15 protein-coding genes are annotated in these 14707 nt (G+C 66.6%); 4 read left to right on the top strand and 11 right to left on the bottom strand.

Translation table 11 applies throughout. From position 1 onward, the window contains the following. Nucleotides 1–30: 30 nt before the first annotated feature. Complete coding sequence (locus tag POM99_RS06665; protein WP_277276077.1) at nucleotides 31–540, top strand: (2Fe-2S)-binding protein; 510 nt, start codon at nucleotides 31–33, stop codon at nucleotides 538–540. A gap of 196 nt (nucleotides 541–736) precedes the next feature. Here POM99_RS06665 and POM99_RS06660 read toward each other — a convergent pair whose 3' ends face one another. Beyond that, a complete protein-coding gene (locus tag POM99_RS06660) occupies nucleotides 737–2809 on the bottom strand; it encodes a TonB-dependent receptor (protein ID WP_277276076.1) in 2073 nt (690 codons plus the stop codon). 145 nt (nucleotides 2810–2954) lie between these two features. Between POM99_RS06660 and arsC the strand changes: the two genes are divergently transcribed. After that, nucleotides 2955–3296 carry an arsenate reductase (glutaredoxin) gene (gene arsC, locus POM99_RS06655; protein ID WP_277276075.1) on the top strand — a complete coding sequence of 114 codons (342 nt, stop codon included), beginning with the start codon at nucleotides 2955–2957 and terminating at the stop codon, nucleotides 3294–3296. Nucleotides 3297–3304: 8 nt separating this feature from the next. Here arsC and POM99_RS06650 read toward each other — a convergent pair whose 3' ends face one another. The 5 genes from POM99_RS06650 to POM99_RS06630 all read right to left on the bottom strand — a co-directional run bounded on the left by POM99_RS06650 (nucleotide 3305) and on the right by POM99_RS06630 (nucleotide 7807). Continuing rightward, a complete protein-coding gene (locus POM99_RS06650; protein WP_277276074.1) occupies nucleotides 3305–4990 on the bottom strand; it encodes an Ivy family c-type lysozyme inhibitor in 1686 nt (561 codons plus the stop codon). A 129-nt stretch (nucleotides 4991–5119) separates the two neighbouring features. Beyond that, nucleotides 5120–5242, bottom strand: a complete 123-nt coding sequence (locus POM99_RS06645; RefSeq protein WP_277276073.1) for a hypothetical protein — start codon at nucleotides 5240–5242, stop codon at nucleotides 5120–5122. A gap of 106 nt (nucleotides 5243–5348) precedes the next feature. Beyond that, a complete protein-coding gene (locus POM99_RS06640; RefSeq protein ID WP_277276072.1) occupies nucleotides 5349–6482 on the bottom strand; it encodes a M14 family metallopeptidase in 1134 nt (377 codons plus the stop codon). Further along, nucleotides 6479–7057: a DUF4136 domain-containing protein gene (locus POM99_RS06635; RefSeq protein ID WP_277276071.1), complete on the bottom strand. Its 579-nt coding sequence runs from the start codon at nucleotides 7055–7057 to the stop codon at nucleotides 6479–6481. The genes POM99_RS06640 and POM99_RS06635 overlap by 4 nt, the downstream gene beginning before the upstream one ends. 45 nt (nucleotides 7058–7102) lie before the next feature. Next, nucleotides 7103–7807, bottom strand: a complete 705-nt coding sequence (locus tag POM99_RS06630) for a DUF4136 domain-containing protein (protein WP_277276070.1) — start codon at nucleotides 7805–7807, stop codon at nucleotides 7103–7105. A gap of 190 nt (nucleotides 7808–7997) precedes the next feature. Between POM99_RS06630 and galE the strand changes: the two genes are divergently transcribed. Further along, on the top strand, nucleotides 7998–9005 hold the full coding sequence (gene galE, locus POM99_RS06625) for a UDP-glucose 4-epimerase GalE (protein WP_277276069.1): 1008 nt from the start codon (nucleotides 7998–8000) through the stop codon (nucleotides 9003–9005). A 61-nt stretch (nucleotides 9006–9066) separates the two neighbouring features. On the opposite strand, the gene POM99_RS06620 is transcribed toward galE, so the two are convergent. After that, nucleotides 9067–9999: an isoaspartyl peptidase/L-asparaginase family protein gene (locus POM99_RS06620; RefSeq protein WP_277276068.1), complete on the bottom strand. Its 933-nt coding sequence runs from the start codon at nucleotides 9997–9999 to the stop codon at nucleotides 9067–9069. 49 nt (nucleotides 10000–10048) lie between these two features. Here POM99_RS06620 and POM99_RS06615 point away from each other — a divergent pair, with 49 nt between their 5' ends. Next, complete coding sequence (locus POM99_RS06615) at nucleotides 10049–10543, top strand: GNAT family N-acetyltransferase (protein ID WP_277276067.1); 495 nt, start codon at nucleotides 10049–10051, stop codon at nucleotides 10541–10543. A gap of 119 nt (nucleotides 10544–10662) precedes the next feature. Here POM99_RS06615 and POM99_RS06610 read toward each other — a convergent pair whose 3' ends face one another. The 4 genes from POM99_RS06610 to POM99_RS06595 all read right to left on the bottom strand — a co-directional run bounded on the left by POM99_RS06610 (nucleotide 10663) and on the right by POM99_RS06595 (nucleotide 14699). Continuing rightward, nucleotides 10663–11595, bottom strand: a complete 933-nt coding sequence (locus POM99_RS06610; RefSeq protein WP_277276066.1) for an electron transfer flavoprotein subunit alpha/FixB family protein — start codon at nucleotides 11593–11595, stop codon at nucleotides 10663–10665. Further along, entirely contained in the window at nucleotides 11595–12341 is a 747-nt protein-coding gene (locus tag POM99_RS06605; RefSeq protein ID WP_277276065.1) for an electron transfer flavoprotein subunit beta/FixA family protein, read from the bottom strand. The genes POM99_RS06610 and POM99_RS06605 overlap by 1 nt, the downstream gene beginning before the upstream one ends. An 82-nt stretch (nucleotides 12342–12423) precedes the next feature. Then, nucleotides 12424–14445: an acetyl-CoA carboxylase biotin carboxylase subunit gene (locus POM99_RS06600; RefSeq protein WP_277276064.1), complete on the bottom strand. Its 2022-nt coding sequence runs from the start codon at nucleotides 14443–14445 to the stop codon at nucleotides 12424–12426. A gap of 2 nt (nucleotides 14446–14447) precedes the next feature. Continuing rightward, nucleotides 14448–14699, bottom strand: a complete 252-nt coding sequence (locus tag POM99_RS06595) for a hypothetical protein (RefSeq protein ID WP_277276063.1) — start codon at nucleotides 14697–14699, stop codon at nucleotides 14448–14450. Nucleotides 14700–14707: the final 8 nt, after the last annotated feature.

Here is a 14707-nt window from a genome sequence, read left to right as displayed (position 1 = left end):
CAGACACCGCCGGGCTAGAGCGGGCGCACCATGGCCCGCCTGACCGTCAACAACCAGCCGCTCGAATTCCGCCTGGAAGACGATACGCCCCTGCTGTGGGCGGTCCGCGATGCGGCGAACCTCACCGGCACGAAGTACGGCTGCGGCACCGGCGAATGCGGCGCCTGCATGGTCATCGTCGACGGGCAGGCCATGCCCAGCTGCACGCTCTCGCTGGGCGAGGCCGAGGGGCGCAGCGTGACCACGATCGAAGGCCTTTCGCCCGATCGCACCCACCCGGTGCAGCAGGCGCTGGTGGCGGAACAGGCGATCCAGTGCGGGTTCTGCACGCCGGGGCTGGTGATGAACGCCGCCGCCCTGCTGGCGCGCAACGCCAATCCCACCGAGGCGGACATCGCCGCCGCGCTCACCAACATCTGCCGCTGCGGCGTCTATCCCCGCCTGATCCGCGCCATCCAGCGCGCCGGCCGTATCCTGCGCGGCGAGGAACGCGGCCTTCCCATGCCCGCCCCCGCCACATCGACCGCGCCGGGTCTTTAACTTGCATAGCGCCCATGGGGTGCTCGCAGAGTTCGCAGAGAAGAAGGGGAGGCCGCAGAGCGCTTTCTGCGGGCCGAAGGCCCTCCACCCGATGGCGCGCTTGCCCGTGAAGGGCCTGCCTGAGCAATCAGGTCATAACATCCCTGCGGTCTCTTTTCCCTCCGCGCCTCTGCGAGAAACAATACTCCTGAAGCTCTCAGAACTTCGCCCGGATCGTCAGCCGCGCATTCAGCGGCTTGCCCGTGGTGATGTTGTTGTCGGTGTGGGCCGAGGGGAAATAGTCGGTGTCGAACAGGTTCTCGACATTCAGCTGCAACGCGATCCTGTCAGACAGGTCATAGAACGCCGCTGCATCCACGCGGGTGAAGGCGGGCAGGCGCACTTTGTTGCTGATCGTGGTGTACATCGAAGACTGATGCGTCAGCCCCAGCCCGAGGCCGAACCGCTTGGTAAAGTCATAGCGCGTCCACGCCGAAGCCTGCATGTGCGGCAGCTGGGCCAGCGTGCTTCCGGCAGGAATTTTCGTACCGCCGCTGGTGATCGCCGAGCGGACCTCTCCCTCCTGCAACGCCAGGCCCAGGCTCGCCTGCCAATTGGCCATGATTCGCCCAGCGAGAGAGAACTCGACGCCCTGCGCACGGGTCCGTCCGGATTGCTGTACGTTGCCACTGTCGTCGGTGAAGCGCGTGTTGTCGCGCGTGAGGCGGTAGATCGCGCCGGTCAGCGCCAGCGCGGGGTTCACGTCCCACTTGAAGCCGGCTTCCACGTTCTCGAACTGCTCGGGATCGAGCGTCGCCTGCGTGGCGTCCAGCGATCCGAACTGGTCGCCCGACTGCGGCAGGAAGCTGCGGGTATAGCTGGCGTAGAACGACATCTCCTTGCGCGGCTTGAGGATGATGCCGCCGCGCGGAGACCACTTGTTGTCGGTGCGCGATGCGCCCGTGCCGTTCACCGCGCCATCGATGCTGAAGCGGTCATAGCGCACCCCGCCCACGATCTGCAGGAACGGCGCCAGCTCGATCTGGTCCTGGATATAGGCGGAAAGCGTGTCGACGCTGCTCACGGTGGCGCGGCGGTTGGCGGTGAAGGTGGCGGTGGGGATGGTCAGCCGCTGTGCCAGCGTAACGGTTGAACCTGCAGGAAACACCGCATCGAAGCGCAGGCCGTCGGTATCCTGCTTCGAAGCTTCGAACCCGGCGAGCAGGGTGTGGCCGATGCCGCCGGTCTGGCCTTCCCACACCAGGTTCGCCTGCCCGATCCAGCTCTCGCGCACCGTGGCGCTGCTGTATCCGCTCAAGGTCACGGTGTTGTTTGCCGGGTTCACCGCAGCGCCGGCGAAGAGGTTGCCATAGTACTTGTCGGTGTGGCTGTACTGCCCGATCACGTTGAAGGTCAGGTTGTCGGCCAGCTGCTGGTCCAGCCGCGCCTGCGCGATATGCGCCTTCACCTTGGCCAGGTTCAGCGCATCGGACCCGAAGAAGGTGTTGTCGTATTCTTTCAGCGGGCCACCGTTGATCGAAGGCACGCCGCGATCGGTGGTGCGGCTGTCGTCATCATAGTTGTAGGACAGCTCGATCCGCGTATCCGGCCCGGCCTCAAGCGCCAGCGTGGGGTTCACGCCGATGAAGCGCCCGTCGAAGTCCTGCCGGTGGTTGTTGAACTCTTCGTAGGTGGCGTTCAGGCGCGTGCCGATCATCTCGGACAGCGGCTGGTTCACGTCGCCCGCAATGCTCCACGCGCCGAAGCTGTCCACGCTGCCGACGGCGGACGCCATGCTCTTGCCGAGGTCAGGCGTCTTGCTCACGCGGTTGATCACGCCGCCGCCGCCGCCCCGGCCAAACAGCAGCGCGTTGGCGCCCTTCAGCACTTCCACGCGCTCGATGTTGTAGAGCGAGCGGTAGTACTGCGTGTCGTCGCGCAGCCCGTCGAGGTAGAAGTCGGCGGTGGTGTTCTGCCCGCGCAGCGTCACCTGGTCGCGGTGGCCTTCGCCCTGGCCCAGCACCACGCCTGGCACATAGCGCAGCGCGTCGCCAAGCTGCGTCACCGCCTGGTCGTCCAGCTGCTCACGCGTCAGCACCGTCACCGTCTGTGGCACGTCGACCAGCGGGGTGGGGGTCTTCACCGCGTTGGCGTCTTCGGGGCGGTATCCCACCGCCTTGCCCGTCACCACGATCGTCACCCGGCCCTCGGCATCGGCGGCTTCCTCGGCAAAGGCGTGCGAGGGCGCCAGCATGGCGGTTCCGGCAAGCAGGGCGGCGATACGGATCATGGAAATTCCCCTTTCGCTGCCCCCGTTAATGCGAGTCGTTTTCAATAGCAAGGGAGATTGCGAATTAATCGCAACAAGCGCCGCCGCTTCCACGCCAGTGGAAACAACTCTAGAGCACGGGGCACGGAATCTGCGGAGAACGGCAATGAAAGCAATGATCTGGCACAACCCCGCCTGCGGCACCTCGCGCAACACTCTGGCAATGCTGCAGCAGGCGGGCGCCGAGGTGACCGTGGTCGAATACCTGAAGACCCCGCCCACGGCTGAAAAGCTGGCGCAGCTCTATCGCGATGCGGGCATCACGCCGCAGCAGGGCCTGCGCCTGCGCGGCACCGATGCCCAGGAACGCGGCCTGCCGCAGGCGGACGACGCCACGGTGCTGGCCGCCATGGCGACGGAACCGAAGCTGATCGAGCGCCCGCTGGTGGAAACCGACAAGGGTGTGCGCCTGTGCCGGCCCAAGGAACTGGTGCTCGAAATCCTCTGATCGGGGGGCTAGTGCCCGGCGTGGGCGGCCTCGGCATCATGCGCCGCCGCCGCCGCCTTTGCCGCGGTCGCCTTTGCGGCAGCCACCTTGCCATCGCCACTGTGCCCGGCCGTATGCCTGGCTTCGGCCGGGGCGCTTTGTCCTGCCCGGTTCAGGCGGGCATGGATGCGCGCCACGATTTCCTCGGCCGAAGCGCCTTCCTGCAGCCCGCCCACGGCGGAAACGCCGCCTTCGGGATCTGGCGTCTCTTCCGCCTCGCCGCCTTCGCCCATGGTCTGCGCCGCCAGTCCGCGCGGGGGTGGGGGCGGATGGGGAAAGCCTTCGCAGGCCGGAATCTCGCGCGATCCCTCTTCGTCATAGATCCATGACGAAGCGGCCGTGGGCATGCCCGTCTCGGGATTCACGTAAGGCTGGGTGATGCAGATCGACACGCGCTTGTTGGCGGTGTCGTATTCGGCCACGAAGTTTTCCTGCCCGCAGGTTTCGGGATTGCAGGCGCGCACCAGGATCCGTGCGCCGGTGCGGGTGATCGGTCCTGTCGCGCGCACGCGATCAAGCATGCTGTCGATGCGCGCGGAAACTTCCGGCCCGCCAACCAGCTCGTCGACCGCGTCCTTGAACTCCTCGCTTTCGAAGATGGTCTTGTCCTCGATGCGGAAATCCATCCCTTCGCCCACATAGCGCATGATGCCCTCGGGCTCGGGCGCGGCGCTTTCGTGCGCGGCGGGGGAGGCTTCCACCGTATGGACCAGCGTGCCCATCCAGTAGGACAGCGCGTTGCTGCCCAGCAGCAGCGCGGCCAGCCCGGCGATGGCCGGTACGCCACCGGGCAGCGCAAGCCGGGGCAGCGCGATCTTTGGCAGCGAGCGCTTCTTGCGCTCCTTCTTCGGGGCGGGTTGCTCCGCCTCCGGTTCGGACACGTCGATGACTGCAGGCGCATCCACCACTTCAGGTGGCGCTTCTTCGATCTCGTCCACCGGCTCCGCAGCGGGTGGCGGCGGATCGGCAACTTTTGCCACCGGGGCAGGCGGCGGCGCGATCTCGCCGAGCAGATCATCCAGCGGATCGGGTTCGGCAGGCGGCGCGGGAAGCTCGCCCAGGATATCGTCCAGCGGATCGATCTCCGGTGGCGCTGCGGGGGCGGGGGCAGGGGCGGGAGCGGGCGCAGGCGTCAGCTCGCCAAGGATATCGTCGAGCGGATCGACCGTCGGCGGCGCTGCGGGCACCAGCTCGCCCAGGATATCGTCAAGGGGATCGACCGTCGGGGGCGGGGCGGGGGCAAGTTCGCCCAGGATGTCGTCGAGCGGGTCCACCACCACCGCGGGTTCCGGCGCAGGGGGCGGGTCGAGGATTTCGCCCAGCAGGTCATCAAGATCGATGCTTGCGGCAGGTGTTGCAGGTGTGGCGGGGGCGGCTGGCGGTGCGGCGGGCAGCTCGGCCAGGATGTCGTCCAGCTCGGTCACCGCCACGCCCAGCGGGGCAGGGGATTGGGCTGGGGTCGGTTCGGGGGCTGAAAGTTCGGCCAGCAGGTCGTCCAGATCCGCACCTGGTGCGGGGGCGGTGGTGGTCGAGGCGAATTCGCCCATCAGGTCGTCGATGCCCAGCGCAGCCGCGCTCGGCGGGGCGAGCTGCGTCTTCGTCGTGCGCTTGCGGACCGGCTTGGTTGCCGTGTTGCCCTGCGGTTTGCGTGCCATTGCCCCGGAAATCCGAACCCTGTTGCCCCTGCGCCGCGCGAAACGCGGCAGGAACGGATTAACCATGAAACTTGCACGCCGCGTGTGGCGCAGGTTACGTGTTTCTGCGGATGGGAGAACGCCGGGGCGTCAGAACGGGAAGGCGCGACCGGCCATGATCAGCGACAGCGCGCAGGCCAGCACGATTCCCGTCCGCACGATCTCGGCCAATGGCAAAACGGGCAGGACAACGGGGCGCAGCGCTTGGATCATTCCCTGCTTCTGCGCCCGTGACTCTTAACGCCCGGTAAAGGGGGCTGAGGGCGGTTGAAAACGACTGAAAGGGGGTGGAAACGGGTTGAGACGGATTGAGCGGGGATCAACCCCGCTCGACCAGCCACTCGTAAAGCGCCGCCATGCAGTCCCGCGCCAGCAGCTTGCTGCGCTCCGGGCTCCACCCCTGGATGGCGCAGGGCAGGTCGTCGTTGTCCTTGAACGGCATCTCCAGCGTCATCGCCACTGCACCGAAGCGTTCGGCTACCTGGTTGGTGGACATGGTCAGGTTGGCGGTGCCGGGACGCGCCTCGGGATAGCCGCGGCGGGTCTGGAAATCGGGGGTGCGGCGTTCCAGGATGGCGCGATAGCGGCGGTATCCCACGCCCTGCGCCTCGGTCCATGAAGGGATGCCTTCGAACCCGGCAAGGAACACGTGGGGAATCGCCTCGTCCCCGTGGACGTCCATGGCGAAGTGGACGCCGGTTGCGTCCATCGCGTTGCGGATGGCGAGCACTTCGGGAGAACGTTCCGGCGTGGGTTCGTGCCATTCGCGGTTGAGGTTCACGCCCGCGGCATTGGTGCGCAGGTGGCCGCGCGCCGAACCATCCGGGTTGGCATTGGGCACCACGTTGAACGTGCAGCGCTTGCGCAGCGCGCGGCCGTGCGGATCGGCCGGGTCGGTCAGCAGGTCCAGCGCGCCTTCCATCCACCATTCGGCCATCGATTCGCCGGGATGCTGGCGGGCATAGAGCCAGACCTGCACCGGCCCTTCGCCCAGCATCAGGCAGTCGATCGCCCGCCCATCAAGGCTGTGGCCCAGCACGCGGTGCGTCACGCCGGGGTTCTGTGCCGCCTGCGCCACCAGGTCGAAGTGCCGCTCCAGCGAATAGGGCGCGAAATAGGCGAAGTGGCACAACCCGCCTTCGGGGGTGTGGCGGATGGTCAGCGTGCCGCTATCCTCCGCCCGGTCATAGCTGGTTTCCGCCCGCGCCCAGAACTCGCGATCCTCGGAAACCACAGCGCGATAATTGGGCCAGCCATCGGGATAGGCCGAACCGCCAAGCCCGGTGATCCGCAGGGTCAGCGGCTGGCCCGCCGCGCCCGCCACGCGGAAGTGGAACCACTGGAAGAAATCGGACTGGTGGTCCTTGCGGATGCGCAGGGTGGCGGTGCGGCCCTCGATGCCGAGGACTTCGATGTTGCCGCTGTCAAACGCGGCGTCGATGGCGATGGTCATTTGACCACGATAGTCTCACCCGACCTGCCGGGGAAGCCCGCGAAGAGAGCGTGGGCAAGGCGCGGGGCCGCCTGCTGCACCGACGCGCGCGCGTCCTTGGCGGATTCGGTGTTTTCCGCACGACCCTCCCACAGCGCCTTGCCGCTCAGGCGATCACGGATGGTCACCGACAGCCGCGTATACGTGCGCTGCTTTGGCCCGCCGCCAAAGCTGAAGCCGAGCCCGAGCCCGACGCCGCTGTTCCATCCGCCGGTCGATCCGCCAACGCCGACCGAGACCGGGTTGCGCGTGCGTTCGCTGGTCAGTGTCTCGCGCTCCACCCGCACTTCCACCACGCGGTCCGCCGCGCCGGGCGTCGATTCACCAAACCCGAGCAGCGCCACTTCCTTCTGCACCGCAGAGAGCCAGGTGCCGGTCTCCAGGCTTTGCGAATCCATGCCCGCCGCGGGCACGACCGCCGCCGCGCCGGTGCGCACGCTGGCCAGCGTTTCGGGCGTGTGGAACCGGGTGACCTCCACCGGCTTCGCAAAGGCGGGGGTCGAGAGAAGGGCGAGAGCGATGAGGCAATGACGCATCCCGCGCTTATGCGCCTGACCGCATGCCCCGTGCAATAACATCGGTTATTCGGCCGCCGGTGCCGGCGGCGCGGCAGGCGCATCGAGCGGGCCCGATTCGAGCGGGGTCACGCTCTGCCCATCGGGAAAGCGGGCGAACAGCGCGGCGGCGAGGCGGTTGGCGACCGCGCCGTTGTCGAGTCCCGCATCGTCCTCGCGCGACTGGCCCTGTGCGTGCCCTTCCCACAGCACCCGGCCACTGGCCTTGTCGCGGATGCGCACGTCAAGCCGGGTGGAGACGATGGCCTTGGCCGGCTTGCTCAGATCCACCGCCAGCGCCATGCCGAAGCCGGTGCCGCGATTGCTCACCGTGGTGCTCACCGCGCCTGAAACCGGCCTGTGCGGCGCTTCTTCGGGCACCACGGTGTGGTGGCTCACGGCCACCTGCACCACCTGCCCCGGATCGGCAGCGGTGGCGGTGTCATAGCCGTGGCGGGCCAGCTGGTCGACAACGGCGGCTTCATAGACGGGCAGCTTCCATTCCGCCTCGGCCCCTTGCGCAGCCGAAACGACCACGCGCCCCTGGCCCAGCGCAGCGCCCGCGTCCGCCGCGCGGAAGGTTTCGATGTCGATCTTTTTCGACGGCTGCACGCGCCCGCGCTCCACCCGCTCCTCACGCCGCTCCTCACCCCAGCCGCCGCGCCCGCCGCGCCAGCTTTCGCGGCCCCAACCATCCATCGATTGCGCCAGTGCGGGGGCGCAGATCGCCATCAGGGGCAGAAGGATTGCAAGAGTGCGGACCCGGTTCATGTGCAGGCGCCTTTCCGGCCGGAGTGTGATGCGATCCCGCTTCGGGCGCTAGGCCCGATGCGCTGTCACCATGCTGAACGGATGAAACGGGGATTCCCTGCACGGCCCATGCTGCTAGTGCGAAGAGACGAGGGTAAACGAGGTGATTCGCATGGGTGACAAGGTTCCTGTCCTGGTGACCGGCGGCGCGGGATACATCGGCAGCCATGCCGTGCTCGCGCTCAAGGATGCTGGCTGGAAGGTGGCGGTGATCGACAACCTGACCACCGGCTTCCGCTTCGCCATTCCCGAAGGCGTGCCGCTGTACGAAGGCGATATCGAGGACGGCGCGCTGGTGGCGCGGATCATTGCCGAACAGGGCATTGGCGCGATCATGCACTTCGCCGGTTCGATCATCGTACCCGAATCGGTCGAAAATCCGCTGAAGTACTATCACAACAACACCGCCAAGAGCCGCGCGTTGATCGAGGCGGCGGTGACGGGCGGGGTGAAGCACTTCATTTTCAGCTCCACCGCGGCGACATACGGCATCCCCGAGGTTTCGCCGGTGACCGAGGACAGCCCCAAGCAGCCGATCAATCCCTATGGCATGTCGAAGCTGATGACCGAGACGATGCTGGCGGACACGGCGCGGGCGCATCCGATCAACTTCTGCGCGCTGCGCTATTTCAATGTGGCCGGCGCTGACCCGCAGGCCCGCACCGGGCAATCGACCGCCGGCGCCACGCACCTGATCAAGGTGGCGGTGGAGGCCGCGCTGGGCAAGCGCAGCCATGTCAGCGTGTTCGGCACCGATTACGACACGCCCGATGGCACCGGCGTGCGCGACTATATCCATGTGTCGGACCTCGCCAACGCGCATGTGCTGGCGCTGGAAGGGCTGATCGACCAGCCGGAACGCTCGCTGACGATGAACTGCGGCTATGGCCGGGGCTTCTCGGTGCTGGAAGTGCTGGATGCGGTGGACCGGGTGACCAACCTGAAGATCGTGCGCGAAATGGGCCCGCGCCGCGCGGGCGATCCCGATTCGCTGATCTCCGACAACCGCCGCATCAAGGCGACGGTGCCGTGGGTGCCGCAGTACGACAACCTCGAGACGATCGTGACCCATGCACTGGCATGGGAGCGCAAGCTTTCTGAGATCCGCGGGCAAGGGTGACGGGGCAGCTGGCGGGGGCGGAAAGGCCATCCGGCCATTCCTGGGCCGCACCCGCCTGCGCCTATTCTCCGAAGATCCCCACCTCGCACAGGCCGGTGCTGTCTGCCCGGCCCCTGAACATCCCCGGCGTGGTGTGGGCGAACACCGTTTCGCCCGCAGGCGTCACCACGATCACCCCGCCCACGCCGCGCATCGCGCCCACTTCGGCCAGCACCGCGTCGGCCGCCCCCTGCGCGCTTTCACCGCCCAGCCGCATCCGGGCACAGATCTCGTGGGCCACACCCACGCGCATGAACTGTTCGCCCGATCCGGTGCAGCTCACCGCCCCGGCGCGGTCGTCGGCATAAGTGCCTGCGCCGATCACCGGCGAATCGCCGATGCGGTTCCACCGCTTGCCGGTCAGCCCGCCGGTCGAGGTGGCGGCGGCGACATGGCCCGCCGCGTCGCAGGCCACCGCGCCCACCGTGCCGTATTTCAGCCCGTCGTCGAACCAGCCCAGTTTCCTGGCCTTCAGCTCCTGCAGCTGCCGCCAGCGCTCCTCGGTGGCGAACCAGTCCGGGTCGACCTGCTCCACCCCATGCTCGCGCGCAAACTCCTCCGCGCCCGCGCCGGCCAGGAATACGTGCGGCCCCGCCTCCATCACCGTGCGTGCCAGCTTCACCGGGTTGCGGGTGTGCGTCACCCCCGCAACCGCGCCCGCCGCGCGGCTGGCGCCGTCCATCACGGCGGCGTCGAGTTCGTTGGTGCCGTGGTAGGTGAACACCGCGCCTCGCCCGGCGTTGAAGAGCGGATCGTCCTCCAGCGCCACGACGCTGGCGGTCACCGCGTCCATCGCGCTGCCGCCTTCGCGCAGCACCGCCGCACCCGCTTCCAGCGCCGCGTGCAGCGCCGCCTCGTGCGTGGCCACGCCCGCGTCATCCATCGTGGCGCGCTTCATCGATCCTGCCCCGCCATGGATGGCGATGGCCCACTGCTTCCCGCTTGTCTCGCTCATGGCAAAAGCGATAGCAGATGAAACGAACCGTGCCAGCAAGGGAGCATGCATGCCGGGCAAGAAGGTGGATGGGCTGCACATTCGCGAAGACGACCTGACGGGCGAGGATATCCAGGCCCTTGTCGCCATCCACCTTTCGGGCATGCATGCCAGTTCCCCGGCCTGCAAGGTCCACGCGCTGCCGGTTGACAGGCTGCGGGCGCCGGGCGTCACCTTCTATTCGGCCTGGGTCCGTGGCGCGCTGGCGGGCATGGGTGCGATCAAGCAGCTCGACGCCAGGCATGGCGAGCTCAAGTCGATGCGCGTCGCGCCCGAATGGCTGGGCCACGGGGTGGGCGAAGCCATGCTTCTCCACCTCATCGCCATCGCCCGCGCCCGGGGCTATACCCGCGTCAGCCTCGAGACCGGCCGCGGCCCCGCCTTCGAACCCGCGCTGGGCCTCTACCGCAAGCACGGCTTCACCGCCTGCGAGGCCTTTGGCGACTATGTGGCCGACGACTTCAGCCAGTGTCTGAGGCTGGGGCTGGAGGGGCCGGAAGTTTAGGACGCATTGCCCATTTGAGACATGGCGAGCTTCCAGGACGGCTACGCTGTTTGAATAGCTTCAAAGAAAAAGGGCCCCGCGTTGGCGGAGCCCCTTTCTTATCGCGTCGAGTGGGATGCTCAGAGCTTTTCGGTCAGCTCGGGCACCAGCTTGAACAGGTCACCCACCAGGCCGATGTCAGCCACCTGGAAGATCGGGGCGTCCTCGTCCTTGTTGATGGCGATGATGGTCTTGGAGTCCTTCATGCCGGCAAGGTGCTGGATCGCGCCCGAGATGCCGACCGCGACGTAGACTTCCGGCGCCACGATCTTGCCGGTCTGGCCGACCTGGTAATCGTTGGGCACATAGCCTGCGTCCACCGCGGCGCGGCTGGCGCCGATCGCGGCGTTCAGCTTGTCAGCCAGCGGGGTGATGGTGGCGGCGAAGGTTTCCGCATCCTTGAGCGCACGGCCGCCCGAGACGATGATCTTGGCCGAGGTCAGTTCGGGACGTTCGCTCTTGGCGATTTCCGAGCCGACGAAGCTGCTGGTGCCGGCATCGGCCGCACCGCCAACCGCCTCGACTGCGGCGCTGCCGCCGATTGCACCGGCCTTGGCGAAGGCGGTGCCGCGCACGGTGATCACCAGCTTGGCATCGGTTGATTCGACCGTGGCGATGGCGTTGCCGGCATAGATCGGACGGGTAAAGGTCTTGGGACCTTCAACCGAGAGGATATCGGACACCTGCATCACATCGAGCAGCGCGGCAACGCGCGGGGCGACGTTCTTGCCGGTGGTGGTGGCGGGCGCGAGGAACGCGTCATAATCCGCCATCAGCGAGGCCACGAGCGGCGCGACGTTTTCAGCCAGTGCGTTGGCGAGCGACGCATCGTCGGCCTTGAGCACCTTGGCCACGCCTTCGATCTGCGCGGCAGCAGCGGCGGCGCCTTCGCAACCCGAGCCGGCGACCAATGCGGTCACTTCACCCAGCTTTGCAGCGGCGGTCACGACGGCGAGGGTGGCGTCCTTGACGGAGGCGTTGTCGTGTTCGACCCAAACGAGAACCTTCGACATCAGGCTACTCCCAGTTCCTTGAGCTTGGCGACGAGGGCGTCCACGTCTGCCACCTTCACGCCGGCAGAGCGCACCGGCGGTTCGGAGACCTTCAGCGTCTTGAGCCGCGGCGCGGTGTCGACGCCGTAGTCCGCCGGCGCCTTGGTGGCGAGCGGCTTGGACTTGGCCTTCATGATGTTGGGCAGCGAGGCATAGCGCGGCTCGTTGAGGCGCAGGTCGGTGGTGACCACTGCCGGCAGCGCCAGCTTCACCGTTTCGAGACCGCCATCGACTTCACGCTTCACCACGACCGAATCGCCTTCGACGGCAACTTCGTTGGCGAAAGTGCCCTGCGGACGGCCGAGCAGCGCGGCGACCATCTGGCCGACCTGGTTGCTGTCGTCGTCGATCGCCTGCTTGCCGGTGATGATCAGGCCTGGCGCTTCCTCGTCGGCAATGCCCTTGACGATCTTGGCAACCGCCAGCGGCTCCACCTCGTCATCGGTCTGGACGAGGATCGCGCGGTCCGCGCCCATCGCCAGCGCCGTGCGCAGCGTTTCCTGCGCCTTGGCCGGGCCGACAGAGACCGCCACGATCTCGGTCACCACGCCCTTTTCCTTCAGGCGAATGGCTTCCTCGACCGCGATCTCGTCGAACGGGTTCATGCTCATCTTCACGTTGGCGAGATCAACACCCGTGCCGTCCGCCTTTACCCGCGGCTTCACGTTGTAATCGATCACGCGCTTCACGCAGACCAGGGCTTTCATCTTCTCAAGCCTTTCCGTGTTTCTCAGCGCTGCGCTTACTTTGCGCTTACGTTAACGTCAACTGCCCTCCGGGGAGAGCGACTCATTCCATCTCAAGGATGATGGCGTCCACGGCAAGGCTTTCACCCGCCTTGGCATTGACCGCCTTCACCTTGCCTGCCTTTTCGGCGCGCAGGATGTTTTCCATCTTCATCGCCTCGACCACCGCCAGCGGCTGGCCCGCTTCAACGGTATCGCCTTCGGCCACGTTGAGCGCAACCAGCAGGCCCGGCATCGGGCAGATCAGAAACTTAGAAAGATCCGGCGGGATCTTTTCGATCATGTGCGCGCGCAAGGCGGCAACCCGGCGCGGCAAGGCCTGCACGGTGAAAATGCGGCCGCGCGTGGTCATTTTCCATCCGGTGGCGGTGCGCGACAGCTTCACGCCCAGCACGTCGTCACCCACTTCGGCCTGGACGAAGCGTTCGCCCGGCAGATAGGCCATGGTCAGGTCAACGCGATCGCCATTCACCTTCACCTTCTTTTCGCCCACCGTGACCTTGTGGTCCACGCCATCGACGAGGACCTGCCACTTGTGCACGGGTTCGAGCCGCCCGCCGAGCTGGCCATCGATGCGGCGGGCGCGATCGGATTCGGCGGTGGCGATGAAGCCGGCGATGGCCGCCAGCTTTTCATGCAGCCCTTCGGCCGGGGCGGCGCCGGTGAAGCCCTCGGGATATTCCTCGGCAATGAAGCCGGTGGTCAGCTCGCCCGAGCGGAAGCGCGGGTGCTGCATGATCGCACTGACGAAATCGATGTTGTGGCCCAGCCCTTCGATCTCGAAGGCATCCAGCGCGGCGATCTGCTTGTCCGCCGCTTCGTCGCGCGTCTTGCCCCAGGTGATCAGCTTGGCGATCATGGGGTCATAGAACATCGAGACTTCGCCGCCTTCATAGACGCCATCGTCCACGCGCACGCCGTCCATGCCACGGCGGCCATTCTCGGCGCCGTCGTCGGTCCAGCCGGCCACGGGCGGCTGGTAGCGCACCAGGCGGCCGGTGGAGGGCAGGAAGCCGCGATAGGGGTCTTCGGCATAGACGCGGTTCTCGATGGCCCAGCCGTCGATCTTCACATCATCCTGCCCGAAGGCGAGCTTTTCACCGGCGGCGACGCGGATCATCTGTTCGACGAGGTCCACGCCGGTGATCGCTTCGGTGACGGGGTGTTCCACCTGCAGGCGGGTGTTCATTTCAAGGAAATAGAACGATTCGCCCGTCGGATCCGCGCCAGAGACGATCAGTTCGACTGTGCCGGCGCTGTAATAGCCCACCGCGCGGGCCAGCGCGACGCACTGTTCGCCCATCGCCTTGCGCATCTTATCCGTGACGAAGGGCGAGGGCGCCTCTTCGACCACCTTCTGATGGCGACGCTGGATCGAGCATTCGCGTTCGTTGAGGTAGAGAATGTTGCCGTGCTTGTCGCCGAGGATCTGGATCTCGATGTGGCGCGGGTTGAGGATGAACTTCTCGATGAACACGCGGTCGTCGCCGAACGAGTTCAGACCCTCGCGCTTCACGGCCTCGAAGCCTTCGCGCACGTCCTTCTCGTTGTAGGCAAGGCGCATGCCCTTGCCGCCGCCGCCGGCGGAAGCCTTCATCATCACCGGATAGCCGATCTCGTTCGAGATGCGCACGGCGTGCTCGGTGTCCTCGATCTCGCCCACGAAGCCGGGGACGACGTTGACGCCCGCTTCCTTGGCGAGCTTCTTCGATTCGATCTTGTCACCCATCGCGGCGATCGCGCCGACGGGGGGCCCGATGAACTCGATGCCCTCGGCGGCCAGCGCCTCGGCAAAGGAGGTGCGTTCGGAGAGGAAGCCGTAGCCCGGATGGACCGCCTCGGCCCCAGTGGCCTTGCACGCGGCGATGATCTTGTCCGCGATCAGGTAGGACTGCGCGGCTGGCGACGGGCCGATGTGCACGGCCTCGTCCGCCATCTGCACGAAAGGCGCGCGGGCGTCGGCGTCGGAATAGACGGCGACGGTCTGGATGCCCATGCGACGCGCGGTCTTGATCACGCGGCAGGCGATTTCGCCACGGTTGGCGATGAGGATTTTCTTGAACATTCTTATTCCTTCTCAGCCTTCGCTGCCCGCAGCACCGAAGCAATCCGGATCAGGTCGACAGTAAAGATCAGCGCAAACAAACCGAGATACATCTGGCCGGCAGGAGCGAAGCATTCTGCCCACAAGCGAGAGCGTGATTCCTGCAGCTTGCAACTCGTTTCCAGCGTGGTGAGCAACGACCAAAGTGTTGCCCCCAGCAGAACCCACATCAGCAGGCTGGTCAAAACGAATGACATACGACGACGCCCGCTCATGCCATCGT

Origin of the sequence: Novosphingobium cyanobacteriorum (assembly GCF_029436685.1) — a bacterium.
Taxonomy (GTDB): domain Bacteria; phylum Pseudomonadota; class Alphaproteobacteria; order Sphingomonadales; family Sphingomonadaceae; genus Novosphingobium; species Novosphingobium cyanobacteriorum.
The sequence above is the reverse complement of the archived record's forward strand: the minus strand, read 5'-3'. Positions and strand labels throughout refer to the sequence as shown.

What these genes read in the sequence shown, in the direction of transcription:
- POM99_RS06665 (WP_277276077.1), top strand. Translation starts at nt 31, where the DNA reads ATGGCCCGCCTGACCGTCAACAACCAGCCGCTCGAATTCCGCCTGGAA.
- POM99_RS06660 (WP_277276076.1), bottom strand. Translation starts at nt 2,809, where the DNA reads ATGATCCGTATCGCCGCCCTGCTTGCCGGAACCGCCATGCTGGCGCCC.
- arsC (WP_277276075.1), top strand. Translation starts at nt 2,955, where the DNA reads ATGAAAGCAATGATCTGGCACAACCCCGCCTGCGGCACCTCGCGCAAC.
- POM99_RS06650 (WP_277276074.1), bottom strand. Translation starts at nt 4,990, where the DNA reads ATGGCACGCAAACCGCAGGGCAACACGGCAACCAAGCCGGTCCGCAAG.
- POM99_RS06645 (WP_277276073.1), bottom strand. Translation starts at nt 5,242, where the DNA reads ATGATCCAAGCGCTGCGCCCCGTTGTCCTGCCCGTTTTGCCATTGGCC.
- POM99_RS06640 (WP_277276072.1), bottom strand. Translation starts at nt 6,482, where the DNA reads ATGACCATCGCCATCGACGCCGCGTTTGACAGCGGCAACATCGAAGTC.
- POM99_RS06635 (WP_277276071.1), bottom strand. Translation starts at nt 7,057, where the DNA reads ATGCGTCATTGCCTCATCGCTCTCGCCCTTCTCTCGACCCCCGCCTTT.
- POM99_RS06630 (WP_277276070.1), bottom strand. Translation starts at nt 7,807, where the DNA reads ATGGCGATCTGCGCCCCCGCACTGGCGCAATCGATGGATGGTTGGGGC.
- galE (WP_277276069.1), top strand. Translation starts at nt 7,998, where the DNA reads ATGGGTGACAAGGTTCCTGTCCTGGTGACCGGCGGCGCGGGATACATC.
- POM99_RS06620 (WP_277276068.1), bottom strand. Translation starts at nt 9,999, where the DNA reads ATGAGCGAGACAAGCGGGAAGCAGTGGGCCATCGCCATCCATGGCGGG.
- POM99_RS06615 (WP_277276067.1), top strand. Translation starts at nt 10,049, where the DNA reads ATGCCGGGCAAGAAGGTGGATGGGCTGCACATTCGCGAAGACGACCTG.
- POM99_RS06610 (WP_277276066.1), bottom strand. Translation starts at nt 11,595, where the DNA reads ATGTCGAAGGTTCTCGTTTGGGTCGAACACGACAACGCCTCCGTCAAG.
- POM99_RS06605 (WP_277276065.1), bottom strand. Translation starts at nt 12,341, where the DNA reads ATGAAAGCCCTGGTCTGCGTGAAGCGCGTGATCGATTACAACGTGAAG.
- POM99_RS06600 (WP_277276064.1), bottom strand. Translation starts at nt 14,445, where the DNA reads ATGTTCAAGAAAATCCTCATCGCCAACCGTGGCGAAATCGCCTGCCGC.
- POM99_RS06595 (WP_277276063.1), bottom strand. Translation starts at nt 14,699, where the DNA reads ATGAGCGGGCGTCGTCGTATGTCATTCGTTTTGACCAGCCTGCTGATG.